At 57.3% G+C, this 16,443-nt stretch carries 16 protein-coding genes; 11 read left to right on the forward strand and 5 right to left on the reverse strand.

Going from position 1 to position 16,443, the window contains the following annotated elements; genetic code table 11:
• Window positions 1–510, forward strand: a complete 510-nt coding sequence (locus C8N31_RS18645; protein ID WP_146173151.1) for a hypothetical protein — start codon at window positions 1–3, stop codon at window positions 508–510.
• Between the two features lie 21 nt (window positions 511–531).
• Here C8N31_RS18645 and C8N31_RS18650 read toward each other — a convergent pair whose 3' ends face one another.
• Genes C8N31_RS18650 through C8N31_RS18670 form a run of 5 tightly spaced genes read right to left on the reverse strand, consistent with a single transcriptional unit; the run spans window position 532 to window position 3,983 of the window.
• Entirely contained in the window at window positions 532–2,118 is a 1,587-nt protein-coding gene (locus C8N31_RS18650) for a DUF4384 domain-containing protein (RefSeq protein WP_025049917.1), read from the reverse strand.
• The gene (locus tag C8N31_RS18655) at window positions 2,115–2,531 is read right to left on the reverse strand and encodes an ExbD/TolR family protein (protein ID WP_025049916.1); all 417 of its coding nucleotides are present in this window, start codon (window positions 2,529–2,531) and stop codon (window positions 2,115–2,117) included. The genes C8N31_RS18650 and C8N31_RS18655 overlap by 4 nt, the downstream gene beginning before the upstream one ends.
• The gene (locus C8N31_RS18660) at window positions 2,528–2,968 is read right to left on the reverse strand and encodes an ExbD/TolR family protein (protein WP_037919036.1); all 441 of its coding nucleotides are present in this window, start codon (window positions 2,966–2,968) and stop codon (window positions 2,528–2,530) included. Before C8N31_RS18660 ends, C8N31_RS18655 begins: the two co-directional genes overlap by 4 nt.
• A gap of 10 nt (window positions 2,969–2,978) precedes the next feature.
• Complete coding sequence (locus tag C8N31_RS18665) at window positions 2,979–3,602, reverse strand: MotA/TolQ/ExbB proton channel family protein (RefSeq protein WP_025049914.1); 624 nt, start codon at window positions 3,600–3,602, stop codon at window positions 2,979–2,981.
• 3 nt (window positions 3,603–3,605) lie between these two features.
• Window positions 3,606–3,983, reverse strand: a complete 378-nt coding sequence (locus C8N31_RS18670) for a hypothetical protein (RefSeq protein ID WP_051544668.1) — start codon at window positions 3,981–3,983, stop codon at window positions 3,606–3,608.
• 336 nt (window positions 3,984–4,319) lie between these two features.
• On the opposite strand from C8N31_RS18670, the gene C8N31_RS18675 reads away from it, so the two are divergent.
• From C8N31_RS18675 to tssH, 10 genes are all read left to right on the forward strand, one after another.
• Complete coding sequence (locus C8N31_RS18675; RefSeq protein WP_025049912.1) at window positions 4,320–5,450, forward strand: class I SAM-dependent methyltransferase; 1,131 nt, start codon at window positions 4,320–4,322, stop codon at window positions 5,448–5,450.
• A gap of 226 nt (window positions 5,451–5,676) precedes the next feature.
• Complete coding sequence (gene tssA, locus C8N31_RS18680) at window positions 5,677–6,720, forward strand: type VI secretion system protein TssA (RefSeq protein WP_025049911.1); 1,044 nt, start codon at window positions 5,677–5,679, stop codon at window positions 6,718–6,720.
• Between the two features lie 61 nt (window positions 6,721–6,781).
• The gene (gene tssB, locus C8N31_RS18685) at window positions 6,782–7,303 is read left to right on the forward strand and encodes a type VI secretion system contractile sheath small subunit (RefSeq protein ID WP_025049910.1); all 522 of its coding nucleotides are present in this window, start codon (window positions 6,782–6,784) and stop codon (window positions 7,301–7,303) included.
• A 3-nt stretch (window positions 7,304–7,306) separates the two neighbouring features.
• Window positions 7,307–8,800, forward strand: a complete 1,494-nt coding sequence (gene tssC / locus C8N31_RS18690; RefSeq protein ID WP_025049909.1) for a type VI secretion system contractile sheath large subunit — start codon at window positions 7,307–7,309, stop codon at window positions 8,798–8,800.
• Window positions 8,801–8,887: 87 nt separating this feature from the next.
• Window positions 8,888–9,379, forward strand: a complete 492-nt coding sequence (locus C8N31_RS18695) for an Hcp family type VI secretion system effector (protein WP_025049908.1) — start codon at window positions 8,888–8,890, stop codon at window positions 9,377–9,379.
• 61 nt (window positions 9,380–9,440) lie between these two features.
• Complete coding sequence (locus tag C8N31_RS18700) at window positions 9,441–10,280, forward strand: type VI secretion system accessory protein TagJ (RefSeq protein ID WP_037919039.1); 840 nt, start codon at window positions 9,441–9,443, stop codon at window positions 10,278–10,280.
• Window positions 10,273–10,770, forward strand: coding sequence for a type VI secretion system baseplate subunit TssE (tssE, locus tag C8N31_RS18705; RefSeq protein ID WP_025049906.1), 498 nt, complete (start codon window positions 10,273–10,275; stop codon window positions 10,768–10,770). The genes C8N31_RS18700 and tssE overlap by 8 nt, the downstream gene beginning before the upstream one ends.
• Before the next feature lie 6 nt (window positions 10,771–10,776).
• On the forward strand, window positions 10,777–12,657 hold the full coding sequence (gene tssF / locus C8N31_RS18710; protein WP_025049905.1) for a type VI secretion system baseplate subunit TssF: 1,881 nt from the start codon (window positions 10,777–10,779) through the stop codon (window positions 12,655–12,657).
• The gene (gene tssG / locus C8N31_RS18715) at window positions 12,621–13,664 is read left to right on the forward strand and encodes a type VI secretion system baseplate subunit TssG (protein WP_025049904.1); all 1,044 of its coding nucleotides are present in this window, start codon (window positions 12,621–12,623) and stop codon (window positions 13,662–13,664) included. Before tssF ends, tssG begins: the two co-directional genes overlap by 37 nt.
• Window positions 13,665–13,702: 38 nt before the next feature.
• Window positions 13,703–16,414 (forward strand): type VI secretion system ATPase TssH, encoded by a 2,712-nt coding sequence (gene tssH / locus C8N31_RS18720; protein ID WP_025049903.1) that lies wholly within the window; start codon window positions 13,703–13,705, stop codon window positions 16,412–16,414.
• Window positions 16,415–16,443: the final 29 nt, after the last annotated feature.

A 16,443-nucleotide genomic window follows, 5' to 3' on the forward strand; every position in this document is an offset into this window, starting at 1 on the left:
ATGGCAAAGTCACAAGGGCTACATAATCTGGAATCCCGAGGGTTGGATCAACTGGCCAAAGATCTTTCGGGCCGGCTTGATAAGGCGATGCAACTGGGCTGGATCGACGATGTGCTGGACGCCTATGCCGCCATCCCCGGCATTCAATTTGGCGACCAGGTTGGTGTGATCTCGCATGTGATCGATGTTGTGCGGGGGCTGGTTTTCAAAAGCGCACAGAGCGCCTATTCCAGAGATGCCGATACGCTGGTGGCGGTGATCGAACAAAACCGCGATCACCGTTTGGCGGTCTATATCGAATTGGTGAACGAACCCAGCTATTCCGCAACACTGGCCAAATATACGGTGTGGAAAGGTACGCTTTTTGAGGTCAACTTGAAGGGCAAGGCGGTTGTGTGCTGGCACCCTGACAAGGATTTCAAACCCCAGGGCGCGTTAAATGTCATGCACACCAAATATAGCCAACTGGGCCGTCGCCAGCGACGGCGCGACACTGCTGCTGAGAGCTGAGCCAATGATGGTCCGCCGAACCTATTGGGCCGAGGTGGACACAAAGAAATAGACCCATTCGCCTTTGAAATCTGAATGCGCCGCTTTGGCATCGGCCACTTTGTCGGTGAGCCAATCCAGATATGGCGCGGCAGGCTCGCTAAGGGGGCGCACCCCTTCATACAACGGCACAGATGCGGCAAAAGCCACTGCAATTTCCTGGCCGTAGGGCGGGCCAACTTTCAAGAACAATCCCGGCTCTCCGGGCTGCAAGATACGGTCTGATCCGACCTTGATGGCGGATTTTTTTGGGGCGCGTGTCATCGGCGCATGAGCATTGGGGAGCAGGTGCAGGACGTTCCCCGCCGCATCGAAATAATCGACATAGACATAGGCATCGTAATCGGCGCCCTGCAGGGTCAACACCATCGGTTGATCCGCCACATATCGAAATTCCTTGGCGTGGGTGTCATCGCCCACCAACAGCGGATTGGTGATTTGATCGGTGGATTGCGGCAGGCCGACACCGGCAACGCCGGCCAAGGCGCCGCATTGGGGGCTGGGCAGGATCAGCAGGTTGTCCAGCACCGGAATATCAGCGCCCATTTTGTCCTGCATCGCCTGAAGCACCGATCCGCGCAGGGCGTCTTGCGGCACATGGCCCGACACGATCAGCGCGTTGTCCAAAGGTTCAAACCGCACCTGCACCCGAGAGCACGGCACCCCGCCGATCACCGAGGCGAGGTCGTCTTTGACGCTGTTCGACGCGCCATCCAGATCGCCGGGTTGCATGAAACTTTGGAAAGCGGTCAGTGAAACCGGATCAACCGATCCGCCGCCCAATGCAGCAAAGGCCAGTTTGGCTTGGGCTTTGAATGCGGGCAGGGCCAACGTGGCGGCAGGGTTCGCCGAAAGAGGCACATCGGCGCTTGTGACCGTTTGCGGGGCCTCGGTGGTGGCGGTGACACTTGGCAACACGGCGGCGGGGGCAGGGCGCTGGTCAAGCTGCGCGGGCGGCACGGCCGCTGGTGTCTCTGGCACCACCAATGCGGCCGTTTCATTGGCGGGGCGCCGCGGCACAATCGCTTGGGCGGGCACCAGAGCGGCAAGAATGGGCTGCGGTGCGGCTGCCACCAGTGATACGGGCTGAACGACGCTTTGCACGGACAGGGATTGCACGGGCATGGTGGCCGGCAAATCTAGGGGCTGGGTCTTATTGGCCGGGGGCGCGGTCTGGCTTTGTTCAATGCGGGTTGCGTGCTTTTCGGCGGCGTTTGTGAGCGGTGTTGATGGCGCTGCAATTTGCGGCGTTTTGAGTGGTTTTGGCTGGGATTGCGCGACTTTGTCGGACTTGGCCTGCACCTTCGCTGCGCGTTGCAGCGCAGGACCGTAGGCCGCAAGCGTACTGGCATCTGCGGTGTTTTGCTGCGCTTGGGCCATGTCTGGAGTGGCCTCAACGGCTTGGCTGCGGGCCACCTGATAGGTTTTCATGTTCAATTTGGTTTGCGGTTTTGGCTGATCCTCAACCGGGTTTGGTTTGATGGCCCAGACCAAGAGAGCCGCCACACCGGCATGCGCCGCAAATGAGGTCAACGCCCCAGCGCCCCAAAGCGCCCCGCCCCGCATCATCGGTTTGCATCATGCTGTTCGGGCGTCACAACCAACGCGATTTCTTGTGCGCCCAACCCTTCAATCCGTCTGAGCAACGGCAGGACATGGCGCAATTCCACGGCGCTGTTGGCGTTGATGCGGATCAGGGTTTGCGGGGCCTCGGCCAAGGCTTGTGCCACGCGGGCGTCCAGCTGCGGTATAGTCACGCCAAGACCGTCCAGGGCCAATGCACCCTTGGCAGAGATCGAAACGGTCATTCCACCAGAAGGCATATCGGCGCCGGTAACGGCGACCGGCGGGGTGACGTCGAAGGGCGCTGTGGCGTCCATGCGGCCAATCAGCATGAAGAACACCAACAGAAAAAAGACCACATCGATCAGGGCCACGATGGTTTCTGGCGGTGCGCGGGATGGGCGGCGGGCCAACCTCATGGCGAGGCATCCAACCGAACAATTTGCAATTGGGTGACGCCAGAGAGGGTGGCAGTATCCATGACTGAAACCAGCGCCTGCATATTGGCAGAACCTGAGGGCAGGATCAGCACCTGCTGGTTTGCATCTTGGCGAATGCGGTCCGCAAAAAGCCTTTCCAGATCGGTTTGCGCGTAGGCCTGTCCGCGTATGGTGGGGGTGCCATCGGCCCCGATCCGCACCATCAAAACGTCGCCTCCATCACCCTGCGTTGGCTGCGGGTCGGCAGTGGCATCGGCGCTTCGTTCCAGCGCCGGGATCATGTCCAGATTGATGTAGGTTGATGTGACCATAAAGAAGATCAGCAAGATCAACATCACATCAATCATCGGGACCATGGAGATCAGGGCCTTGGGCCGTTTGGGACGGTGCAGCAGTTGGGCAGGATCATCGGTCATGCCTGCCGCCTCACTTTGGGTTATGTTCGTGGACCAACATCAACTGCGCGATGGCCCCTTCGATACATTGCGCCCCGCGTCCTGCACGGGACGATAACAGGGACGCCCCGACCGCCGCAGGGATCGCGACAAGCAAACCAGCGGCGGTGGTCAACAGCGCCTGCCAAATGCCGCCCGCCAGCACAGAGGCATTGGCCGCGCCTTGGGCGAGTTCCAATTCCTGGAAGGACTGGATCATGCCCAATACCGTGCCAAGCAAGCCAATCAGCGGTGAGATCATCGCGATGAGTTCCAGAAACTGGATTTGCTTGTTCATCTGGGCAAATTCTTCGTTCCCGCGGCGGGTCAGTTCAGTCATCAAAGGCGGGCCGGAATACCCATCCTTTAACGCCTGCATCGCATAGCTCAGAACCCGATCTGCGGGCGCCTTACCGCCTGAGGCTTGTGATGTGGCCGCTGCAACATCCCCGGCGGCAAATTTTTCAATCGCGCTTGTACGCAGGTCCGCACCCGAAGTGACGGGCCAAAGTTGCAGGGTTTTGACAGCGATCAAAGTCAGGGAAAACACCGACAACACAATCAGAACGGCAATGATGGGACCGCCGGTTCCGATGCTTTCAAGCAAGCCAAACATCGGTTATTTCACCAACTTTGTGGTTGTCTTGCTGGTCAGTTTGAGGAACGAAAAACAATCCAGTTGCGCCTCGTTCTGCGGTTTGCAGGTGGTGATGTCGTGCAGCAGGATTTCAGAGATATCTGTGCAGGCGATCTCCGGGATCGCAAACAGTTTTAGCGTGGTGCGTTCAATCGGAAGGGGGGCCGCGTCAATGGACAAAAGCCGGTCAATCACCCCTTGGGAATCCAGAATGGCAAGGCTCATCTCGAAGCCTTCAAAGCTTTTGCCGACCTCGTTTCGGAACAGGAAAAACGCCTGGCAGCCGCCCGTCTCTCCGGGTTCGAACTTGTTCAACTCGACGGTGAGATCACCGCTGTCTGCGGTTGCGCCGGTTGCCATAATGCCAAAGATCGCAGCCGCCGCGATTGTAGAAAATCGTTTCACATCTTTCCCCCAGAATAGTGACCGCATCGCCGCTGACAGATAAAAAATCACACAATATCAGACGCATAGATTATGATTTTCAGATCCCGAAAGGGCCTATACTTCGTGTTGGCCATGCGGCGGATTGCCCAAGAATTGGGCCGGTTACACAATTGATCAAAGTGAACGACAAGTTTGCAATTTGGTCAAGGCCGGTTCAAGAATGAGGTCCAAACGCATGGGTGAGGGCACCAATTTGGGGTGCCGCATTGTGCCTGAGTTGAATTCAAAGTCTTTGAAAGGACCAATGTGATGCACGAGCAAAGCGATGGCCCTGACGGTTTTTTTCAGCGACTTGGCGGCTTTGATCGGCGCTTGAGAGGGGTGATTGAAAAACTCAAGGCAGAGCTTGAGAAACCATCCCGCCGGAACGCGCGGCAGGTTGATTTCCTGTGCGCTGAGATTGACCGCCTGACCCGTGAGTATCTGCTATTTCTGACGGCCCTGAACACTGCGCGGATCGCACATGAGGCAGCCGCGGACACCCCTGACGAGGTGATGAATGTCAAACGTGCTTGGGGCATTGTTGGTGCGCAGACCAATTTGTTTCGTCTTGAGATCAACAGATGGGCGACTGTCCGGGGGCTGGTTCAGGAACAGCGCCAGGCCAGAAGACAGCCAATTTATCCGCCGCAGGCCAAACTGGCGAAATCGACCTATACCCAGATGGGCGCAAGCGATGATGTCTTCCATTGGATCCATGCGATGTTGAATCCGTCAGAGCAAAGCGAAGCCGCCCGCGATCATGATTGCTTTCCCGACATTGCCTTGGCCAACAGTGAGTTCCACGAACATCTGCACGCCGCCCATCGGGTCATTCTGGCGCAGCGCCGCACGGGCCCGGTTCGGTTTCTGGACGTCGGTTGTGGTGGTGGCCTCAAGGTGTTGACCGCATTTCGGTATTTTCCTCAATCCGATGGGTTTGACTTTGACCCCGCTTATGTTGCGGCTGCTCATGATTTGCTGGCCAAGGATGATGGCCTCAATTGCCACGTCTTTGAGCAAGATGCGCTGACTTTTGACGGGTATGGAAACTACGATGTGATCTATTTCTACCGCCCGATCAGCGAAGAACGCCTATTGATCCAGATGGAACAGGCAATCGCGGCGCAGGCCCGGCCCGGCACCGTTCTTGTTGCGCCCTATGTCAGTTTTCCGGCCCGGCATGAGGCGTTGGGCTGTGGTCATATTGGCGGCGCGGTCTATGTCGCGGGGATGTCGCAAAAGCAGGCCAACAGCCTGCGGATCAAGGCAGAGCGGATGGGCCCCTATATTGTGAAACCCGATGATGCGCCGCTGTCCTCTGTTTGGGATCCGCTGTTGGATGTGTCGCGTGCCAATGGGTATGACATTCCCAATCGCTACGAAAAACCGCGCTACTGACGCATCACAAGAACAGGGCCACGCATTTGTTCGGGTCGGCGTTGCGCGGCATGTGATCTGCCAACTGTGCCGGAACAAGGGCAAATTTCCGGATGGCCGATCTGCTAAAACCCGCTCAGCCAATTCTAGACCTAGCTTTTCTCGCAGGAGTTGGTACCATAATTTTTTTACGGTCTGCTTTGTTCCCTCGTTCTTTTGGTATCCACAGTAATTAAGGTTTTGTGCTTTGTCTGACTTGATGAAGACCCATGGCGATGAATCGCCAAGCGGTGAAAATTTGGAGTATGACCCGGCCTTCACAGCGATGGAGCTTGAAGCGCAGCCGGAAGAAGAACGCCAAGCGGGCAGCGAAATTGTTGCGGGCAGTGACCCTGACTACAAGGCCTTGGCGCAAAAGGCGCGTGAGGTGCTTGACCGCAGCCATGAGATCCGCGCGGCGGTATATCTGGCCGACAGCGAGTTGCGGATCAATGGGCTTGAGGGGTTTGCCGAGGTCACGGGCTTTATCCGGTTTTGCCTTGAGGAACACTGGAACACCTGCCATCCGGAATTGGACGCGGACGACGATGATGATCCAACCATGCGGATCAATGCGGTCACCAACCTTGCTGGCCGGTCAACCGTGGTCCGGTCGTTGCGGCGCTGGGCGCCTCTGACCAACAGCCGGGCATTTGGTCAGGTCACATTGCGCGACATCGAGGTGTCCAACGGTGACACGCCGCCCGCCGACGACGAAACACCAATGCCGATGGCGGATGTGCAGGCGGCATTCAAGGACACGCCAGCAGAACAATTGACGGCCTACTATGAGGCCGCAAAATCAGCCTTTGAAGATGTGAACGCCATCGATGCGGTGTTCCTTGAGAAAACACCGGGTTTCGGCCCTACGCTTGATCCATTGCAAAAGATGTTGGGCGATGTTGTCCAAATTCTGGCCAAGGAAACCGGCGCAGATCAGCCCGCAGCCGAAGACAGCGGCGAGGACACAGCCGACGGAACCAGCCAAGCGCCACAGTCCGGCGGTGGGGCAGGCGGCAGCGCCGTCAGCGCACCGGGCCAGATTGCATCTGCGGCCGATGTGGCCAGCGCTCTGGACAGCATTATTGCCTATTACAAACGGAACGAACCCTCTAGCCCATTGCCCATTCTGCTCGCGCGGGCACGGCGGTTGATCGGGGCCGATTTCCTGACAATTGTGAATGATATTGCGCCTTTGGGCCTAGAGAATGTCAACCTCGTGGGGGGCATAGAAGAAGACTACAGCGAATAATCCGTCTTTGAAATTCGAGACAGGATAGCCAACGAAAAACTTTGAAATGGGGGAGACGAAAATGTCCAGCTCACAGAAATTCATCGCCAGAAACCGCGCCCCGAGGGTGCAAATCGAATATGACGTTGAACTCTACGGTGCCGAGAAAAAAGTTCAGCTGCCATTTGTTATGGGGGTCATGTCGGACCTCGCGGGCAAATCCGAGGTGGAACAGCCCGGCGTTGCGGATCGCAAATTCCTGGAAATTGATGTTGATAACTTCGATGACCGGATGAAGGCGATGAAACCGCGGGCGGCGTTTTCGGTTCCCAACACATTGACCGGCGAGGGCAATCTGTCTGTCGATATCAGTTTTGAAAGCATGGATGACTTTTCGCCCGGTGCCATTGCCAGCAAGGTCGAGCCGCTGCGCAAGCTGATGGAGGCCCGCAACGAGCTTTCGAACCTGATGACCTACATGGACGGCAAACCCGGTGCCGAAGAGCTGATTTCAAAAGCGATGAACGACCCTGCCTTGCTCAAGTCGTTGGCGGCCCAAGCGGCCCCGGCGGATGATCAGGGTGACGCGAAAGACGAGGAGTAAACCATGGCCGAAGAAGCAACAGAAGCCGAAGGCGGCGCAGGCGCGGTTCAGACCGAAGAATCCGATTTTGCCAGTCTGCTCCAGAAAGAATTTCGCCCCCGCACGGACACGGCCAAAACCGCCGTTGAAACCGCTGTCACCACATTGGCACAGCAAGCGCTTGAAAACGCGTCCCTTATTTCCGAGGACGTTCTGCTTTCGCTTGAGGCGATGGTCGCGGAAATTGATCGCAAGCTGTCCGAGCAGGTCAATCAGATCATTCACCACGACGAATACCAGGAATTGGAAAGCGCGTGGCGGGGTTTGCATTTCCTTGTGAACAACACCGAAACGGATGAGATGCTCAAGATCCGGGTGTTGAACATCTCCAAGAAAGAACTGCACAAAACCGTGCGCAAGTTCAAAGGCACCGCTTGGGATCAATCGCCAATCTTCAAAAAGCTTTATGGCGAAGAATATGATCAGATCGGCGGCGAGCCTTATGGCTGTCTGGTCGGGGACTACTATTTCGATCACACGCCACCGGATGTGGAACTGCTTGGTGAAATGGCCAAGATCAGCGCCGCCGGGCATGCGCCGTTTCTGGCCGCGGCTGCACCATCCTTGATGCAGTTCGAAAGCTGGGGCGAATTGTCGAACCCACGCGATCTGACCAAGATCTTCCAAACGCCGGAATATGCCGGTTGGCGTAGCCTTCGCGACAGCGAAGACAGCAAATACCTTGGTCTGGCGATGCCAAAGTTTCTGGGCCGCCAGCCTTACGGCGCCAAGTCGAACCCGGTGGAAGAGTTTGCCTTTGAAGAAGAAACCGGTGATGGCGATTCATCCAAATTTGCATGGGTCAACGCGGCCTACGGCATGGCGATGAACATCAATCGGTCCTTTAAGGAATATGGCTGGTGCAGCCGTATCCGCGGGGTTGAATCGGGCGGGACAATCGAAGGATTGCCAACCCATACGTTCCCGACAGATGACGGCGGCGTGGACATGAAATGCCCAACCGAAGTCACGATCGGGGACCGCCGCGAGGCCGAATTGGCCAAAGCAGGTCTGATGCCGCTTCTGCACCGTAAGAACACGGATGTCGCATCGTTCATTGGGGCGCAATCGCTGCACAAACCGGCCGAATATGACGACCCGGATGCAACGGCAAATGCCAATCTGGCTGCCCGTTTGCCCTACCTTTTCGCAACCTGCCGTTTTGCGCATTATCTAAAATGCATGGTTCGTGATAAGGTGGGTTCATTCAAAGAACGGGCTGAAATGGAGCGGTGGCTGAACGACTGGATTATGCAATACGTCGACGGCAACCCAGGCACATCGAGCGAAGACACCAAGGCGCGCAAGCCACTTGCGGCGGCTGAGGTTGTTGTCGAAGCGGACGAAGAAAATCCGGGCTACTACCGCTCGCAATTCTATCTGCGCCCGCATTACCAATTGGAAGGCCTGTCCGTTTCACTGCGGCTTGTGTCGAAGTTGCCTTCTGAAAAACAATAAGAAAATTGAGGTCGCAGCGGTTGTCGGTGCGACCCGACAGTTTTTGAAACGCGGAAGATCCGCTCTATCCATGAAAGGACGTTCGTAATGGCCGTCGACATGTTTCTCGATATCACGGGTGAAATTGAAGGTGAATCGCAGGATGCGAAACACAAGAACGAAATTGATGTTCTGGCTTGGTCATGGGGCATGAGCCAGTCCGGCAGCTTCCACGTTGGTGGCGGCGGCGGCTCTGGCAAGGCCAACTTCCAAGACATCTCGGTGACCAAATGGGTGGACAAGGCCTCTGCCATTTTGATGGTGTACTGCGCCAATGGGGATCACTTTTCCGACGCCAAGCTGACAGTGCGCAAAGCGGGCAAAAAGCCGCTCGAATACATCATCATCAGCATGAAAGATGTTTTGGTGACATCCGTTCAAACCGGCGGGTCAGGTGGTGAAGACAAGCTGACCGAGAATATCACGCTGAATTTCCGGTCCTGCAAAGTCGAATATGTTCCACAGAAGAAGGACGGCAGCGGCGATGCTGCGAAGACCTTTGAATGGAACATGGCCGAGAACGAGCCAACGTTCGCATAAGACAGATCGCCGCGACGTGATCGCGGCGAGCCACCCTGCATTGCATTGACGGAGTTTGCTTGTGGAAAACACCGCACAAGATCTATTGAAAGCTGGGGATTTAGCCGGTGCATTGGCAGCATTGCAAGACAATGTGCGTGCCCGCCCCGAAGATGCAAAACTGCGCATCTTTCTGTTTCAATTGCTTTGTGTTCAGGGGAACTGGGAACGGGCCATTGCGCAGCTAAAATTATGTGCGCAATTGGATCCATCCGCATTGCCGATGGCCCAAACCTACCGCGAGGCGATCATCTGTGAAGTGTTCCGCGAAAAGGTGTTCAAGGGCGAGAAAGACGCGCTGATATTTGGAGAGCCGCAAGACTGGCTGGCGCTATTGGCGCAAGCGCTTCGGGCGTTGGCCAAAGGCGATACCGCCCATGCGGCGCAGCTGCGTGAAGAGGCGTTCGAAAAGGCACCCGCCGCGTCGGGAGAGATTGACGGGCAGGATTTCGAATGGATCGCCGACGCGGATATGCGGCTGGGTCCGGTTTTGGAAATTGTCATCAATGGCAAATACTTCTGGATGCCCTTTAATGTGCTTTCCAGCCTTAGGATCGAGGCGCCCGAAGATCTGCGCGATACGGTTTGGACAGCTGTCAATCTGACTTTGAACAACGGCGGTGAATTGGTCGGGCTTGTCCCGACCCGCTATGCCGGGACTGTGGCGACGGGCGAAGATGCCATGCTGCTGTCGCGAACGACGCAATGGAATGATCTGGGTGAGGGTCTGTTTGCGGGCCTGGGCCAGCGGCTTTTGGTGACGGATGCGGCGGAAATCCCGTTGATGGACGCGCGCAACATCCAGTTTGCCGCGCCTTCCAGTGCGGCGCCTTCTTCCGATGGGGACGAGGGGGATGGCTGATCGTACCCTTACAGAGCGTCTTCAACCGTCGATTCTGGATCGGCTCACCGACGAAGCGCCTCAAAAAAAGACCGAGACAACAGCAGAGCGGATGATCGACATCCGGCGGCTGCGCGAGATCATTCAGCGTGATCTGTCTTGGCTGCTGAACACCGGCAATATCGATAGCGAGATTGACGCGGACCTTTATCCCAATGTGTCTCAATCGGTGCTGAACTATGGGGTGCCCGATGCCACGGGGGATTACGCCAATTTGCGCCGCGCGGCCAATGTGCGTGATGCTATCCAAAAGGCGGTCGAACTGTTTGAACCGCGTTTGATAGATGGATCTCTTAACGTCATCAGCCGCACCAAAGACGCCAAGCGCGAGCCGGTGATCACCTTTGATATTGTTGGTGATATGTGGGCACAGCCCCTGCCGACAGAACTTTATCTGCGCAGCCAGTTTGACACCACAACCGGTCAGGTCACGCTAGAGCAGGGGGCATAACCGACTATGGATAGCCGTCTGCTGAGACATTATGAAACCGAACTGGCGTTTCTGCGGGAAATGGGCGCGGAATTTGCCGATGCCTACCCCAAGATCGCCTCGCGTTTGGGGATGGATGGCCTCGAAATTCTTGACCCCTATGTTGAGCGCCTACTTGAGGGGACTGCGTTTCTCACGGCGCGGGTCCAACTTGAGTTGGAGATGCAATATCCGGCGTTCACCAGCCATTTGCTGGATGTGGTTTTCCCGCATTTTCTGGCGCCTACACCCTCAATGATGGTGGCCGAGTTGTTGCCCGATCTGACCAATGCCGATCTGGCGCAGGGCTATGAGCTGCCCCGCGAGACCACGCTGCGCTCCAAGACCGTCAGCGGGGCGCAGAAGGCTTGCCAGTTCCGCACCGCACATGATCTGCATTTGTGGCCCATCATAGTGACGGAGGCCGAATATATCGATGGGCGCGGTGCGCTGGTCGCGGCCGGGGTAGCCCAAGACGCAGAGGCCCGTTCGGCGGTTCGGCTGCGTCTGACCCGCCATGGCGATCTGCCGATCAAGGAACTGCCGGTCGATGATCTGACGTTCTTTTTGGGCGGGCAGTTGAGCACCGGTTGGTCCTTATACGAGATGCTTTGCGCCAGCCCGGCCACGGTGGTTGCCAAATCGCCAAACCGGCGCGACAGCTGGACCGAGAAGTTGCAAAATCCCGTTCGCCCGCGCGGGCTGGACCGGGATGAGGCCTTGCTGCCCACGCCGCGCCCATCCTTTGACGGCTACAGGTTGTTGCAGGAACATTTTGCAATGCCGGAGCGCAATCTGTTTATCGAGGTTTCGGGCCTGCAATCGGTGATTTCCCGCTGCGACGAAGACAGTCTGGATCTGTATTTTCTGATGCGGGAAAGCAAACCGGAGATTGCGCCGAACATCACGCCCGAGGCGTTCAAGCTGCACTGTGTGCCGGCGATCAATTTGTTTCCCAAACGCTGTGACCGGGTGCCGGTGTCGGAGCGGTTTACGGAATATCATCTGGTGCCTGACCGGACCGCGCCCAAGGATTTTGAGGTTTTCTCGATCTCCAAAGTCACTGGCATCAGCAATAAAGGCAAAGATGATCTGCCGCTCAAAGCGTTCTATTCCGCGGACGAGATGACCGCAGCGGCGGGGGGCGGTGGCGCCTATTACACGCACAAGCGTCATTTGCGTCAGCGCAGCGCGGCGGAAACCCTCAAGGGCATGCGCACCAATTACCTTGGCTCTGAAAGCTATCTGTCGATCGTGGACGCCCACGAAGCGCCTTATCCAGCCCATCTTGGGCAATTGGCGGTGGAGGCGATGGTGACCAACCGGGATCTGCCGATGCTGTTGCCCAATGGGGTCGATAACGTCTTTCACCTGCCCGAAGGCGGGCCGGTTGCGACGATCCGAACCCCTGTTGGCCCAACCAAACCCAAACCTTGCATCGCCCAAGGCGACGCCGCTTGGCGTGCGGTCAGCCATCTGAGCCTCAATTACCTGTCGATCTCTGATGATACCGGGGCCGAAGGCGGCGGCGCGGCTGCGTTGCGGGAACTCATTGGCCTATACGCACCCATCGGTGATCGTGCGATGGAGCAGCAACTTGAAGGGATCGTCGCGGTCAACACTCGCCCGATTGTCCGGCGCATCCACGAAGGCACGCTTTCCACAGCGGTGCGTGGTTTGGAAATCACATTGGAACTGGATGAGACGTTGTTTGAGGGCAGTTCGGTGCTGTCCCTCGCTACTGTGTTGGAACGGTTCTTTCAAAAGTATGCGACCATCAACAGTTTCACCGAGATGGTTCTGAAAACCCAACAAAGAGGAGAGATCACACGATGGTCACCAAGAAAGGGGACACATCGCGCGATCTGACCCATCTTGAGCGTCTGATCCGTGATCCCCAAGCCCATCATATTTTCCACGCCATGCGCCTTTTGGATGCAGAGGGGCAGGACGGACCACGTTTTGGCCAATCGCGGCGCCCGCGGCAAGACAATGTACGGTTTGGCCAAGAGCCCTATCTGGGGTTTCCTCCGTCAACGATCCAAGGTTTTGACAAACCGACCAAATCAAGGCCGTCAAAGCTGCGGAATTTCTTTTTTGGCTTCTTTGGGCCGCATGGCCCGTTGCCGCTGCATCTGACCGAATACGCCCGCAGCAGAAAGCTGAACTTTAACGATCCGACCTTTGTTGCCTTTGCGGATATGCTGACGCATCGGTTGATGACATTGCTTTACCGCGCATGGGTGCAAGGCCAGCCGACCGCCGCATTTGATCGTGGCGAAAACAGCGAAACCGAAAGCAAGATTGCGGCGCTTGGTGGATATCACGCCAAGACCCTGCGCGACCGTGACGCGATGCCGGATCTGGCAAAACGTCACTTTGTTGGCCTGTTGGCCAATGGGCCACGCAATGCTGATGGCTTGGTCGCAATCCTCAACGGGTTCTTTGACGCGCCAGTGTCCTTGGAGGAATTTGTCGGGGAATGGCTGACGCTTGAGCCGTCCGATCACTGGATTTTGGGCGGGCCTGCAACCTTGGGTCAAACCGCCTGCATCGGGGCGCGGGTCTGGTCACAGTCATCGAAGTTCCGGCTGCGGATTGGGCCGCTTTCGATGGAAGACTATAAGAACCTGCTGCCCGGTTCTCCGGCGTTGGAACGGCTGCGGGCGATTGTGCGCAATTATATTGGCGATCAACTCGATTGGGATGTGAACCTTGTTCTTCGCGGCGCTGAGGTGCCGCAGGCGCAGTTGGGCGCATCGACCCAGTTGGGACTGACCAGTTGGGTCGGCTCTGATCCACACCCGGCCGAAGTTGCCGATTTGTACCTAGAACCCCTGGCCACCCGGCCCGCACAAGCGGCGCAGGCGGCCTGAACTGAAACACCAACCGCGCCACAGCGGAGGAGATTGCGATGACCGAAATCAGCCGTGTTGCCCTTTTTGGCAAGCTGAACAAGATTGGATACCAATCCATCGAAGGCGCCACTGTTTTTTGCAAGATGCGCGGGAACCCCTACGTGGAGATCATTCACTGGTTGGCGCAGCTTGTGCAGGTCGACAATTGCGATTTGTCCAAGGTGATGCAGCATTATGATCTGGACCCGGCCAAGCTGTCCTCGGATATGACCCGCGCTTTGGACGCGCTGCCGCGCGGTGCCAGTTCGATCTCTGATCTCAGCGCACATCTGCAAAGCGCAATGGAACGGGCCTGGGTCTACGGTTCGCTGCTCTACAACTCCAATCAGGTGCGCACCGGGCATCTGGTTTTGGGGTTGCTCAAGACACCGGATTTGCGGCCGATCCTGATGAATATTTCGGGTGAGTTTGCCAAGATCAAAGCCGATGATCTTTCCGACAATTTTGACGTCATCGTGGACGGTTCGATCGAGGATTCTTTGCGTCCTCAAGATGGATCGCAAACCGGCGGCGGGGCGGTTCCGGGCGAGGCGTCTGGTGCCATGGCCCCCGGCCCGATGGGCAAGGAAGAGGCGTTGCAGCAGTTTTGCACCGATCTGACCGAACAGGCCCGCAATGGCGAGATTGATCCGATTGTTGGCCGTGATGAGGAAATCCGCCAGATCGTCGATGTGTTGATGCGCAGACGCCAGAACAATCCAATCCTGACCGGTGAGGCGGGCGTGGGCAAGACAGCGGTTGTTGAAGGATTTGCGCTGCGCATTGCCCGCGGTGATGTGCCGCCAGCGCTGCGCGAGGCACGTTTGCTGACGCTGGACGTTGGGCTGTTGCAGGCCGGTGCATCGATGAAGGGTGAGTTTGAGAACCGGCTGCGTCAGGTCATTGACGAGGTGCAGGCCTCAACCGTGCCGATCATCATGTTTGTTGACGAAACCCATACGCTTGTGGGGGCTGGTGGCGCGGCGGGGACTGGCGATGCGGCCAACCTGCTGAAACCGGCCTTGGCGCGGGGCACATTGCGCACCATCGGCGCGACCACTTGGGCCGAGTACAAGAAACACATCGAAAAAGATCCGGCGCTGACCCGGCGTTTTCAGGTGGTTCAGGTCGAAGAGCCTGACATCCCAAAAGCCATCATGATGATGCGCGGCATCGCTACCATGTTGGAAAATCACCATCAGGTGCAGGTGCTGGACGAAGGCATCGAAGCGGCGGTGTCCCTGTCCGCGCGGTACATTCCCGCCCGCCAGTTGCCCGACAAATCGGTGAGCGTTCTGGACACGGCCTGCGCACGGGTGGCGGTCAGCCAACATGCTGTCCCGGCCGAGGTGGACGACAGCCGCAAGCGCATTGACGCCCTGACCACAGAGCTGGAAATCATTGGCCGGGATGAGACCGCAGGCATGGATGTGGCCGACCGCCGTGAGGCGATCACAGCCCTCAAGGCCGAAGAAGAGGCGCGTCTTGCCACATTGGATGAACGTTGGGAGGCCGAGAAGGCCGTGGTCAGCGGCATTCTGGAGCTGCGCGCCAAATTGCGCGAAGGCGGTGCGCCGGTGGATGCGCCAAATGCGGACGGTGAAGACGCTGTTGAGCAAAGCCCAATGACAGCAGAGGAACGCGCCGATCTGTTGGCGCAGCTCAAGGCGAAAAACACCGAGCTTGAGGAACTGCAAGGCCAGACGCCACTGATCCTGCCCATTGTCGATGCCCATGCCGTGGCCAGCGTTGTTGGCGATTGGACGGGCATCCCCGTGGGCCGCATGGTCAGCGACGAGTTGGCGACTGTGCTCAACCTCGAAGAACATCTGGCCAAACGGGTGATCGGACAGGATCACGCAATGGAAATGATCGCCAAGCGGATCAAGACCAGCCGCGCAGAGCTTGATAACCCGAACAAGCCGATTGGTGTGTTCATGTTGGCCGGAACCAGCGGCGTTGGCAAAACCGAAACCGCGCTGGCCCTTGCAGAAGTGCTTTATGGCGGTGAACAAAACGTCATCACCATCAACATGTCCGAATATCAGGAATCCCACACCGTCAGCAGCCTCAAAGGCGCGCCTCCGGGCTATGTGGGGTATGGCGAGGGCGGCGTCTTGACCGAAGCGGTGCGGCGCAAACCCTATTCGGTTGTCCTGCTGGACGAGGTCGAAAAGGCGCACCCCGATGTGCATGAACTTTTCTTTCAGGTCTTCGACAAAGGCGTGATGGAAGACGGCGAGGGGCGGTCAATTGATTTCAGGAACACGCTGATCTTGCTGACGTCGAATGCGGGGTCGGATTTGATCATGGATATGTGCGCCGATCCTGACCTGATGCCCGAACCTGAAGGCATCGCAAAAGCATTGCGTGATCCATTGCTCAAGATTTTCCCGGCGGCGTTGCTGGGCCGGCTTGTGACAATCCCTTACTATCCGCTGTCGCCAGATATGATCGGCAAAATCACCCGCTTGCAATTGGGCCGGATCGAAAAGCGGGTCTCGGTGGCGCATGGCGTGCCGTTCACCTATACGGACGCGGTGGTCGATACGATTGTCTCGCGTTGTCAGGAGCTGGAATCGGGCGGGCGTATGATTGATGCCATTGTGACCAATTCGATGCTGCCGGACATCTCGTCAGAGTTTCTGCGCCGGATGATGGTTGGCGACACGGTCAGCAAAGTGGCGATTGATGTAACAGATGGGGCGTTCAGCTACAGTTTTGATTGATCAATGGGGCCGGGGTCATCTGACCGCGG

It is taken from the genome of Sulfitobacter mediterraneus (assembly GCF_003054325.1).
Lineage (GTDB): Bacteria > Pseudomonadota > Alphaproteobacteria > Rhodobacterales > Rhodobacteraceae > Sulfitobacter > Sulfitobacter mediterraneus.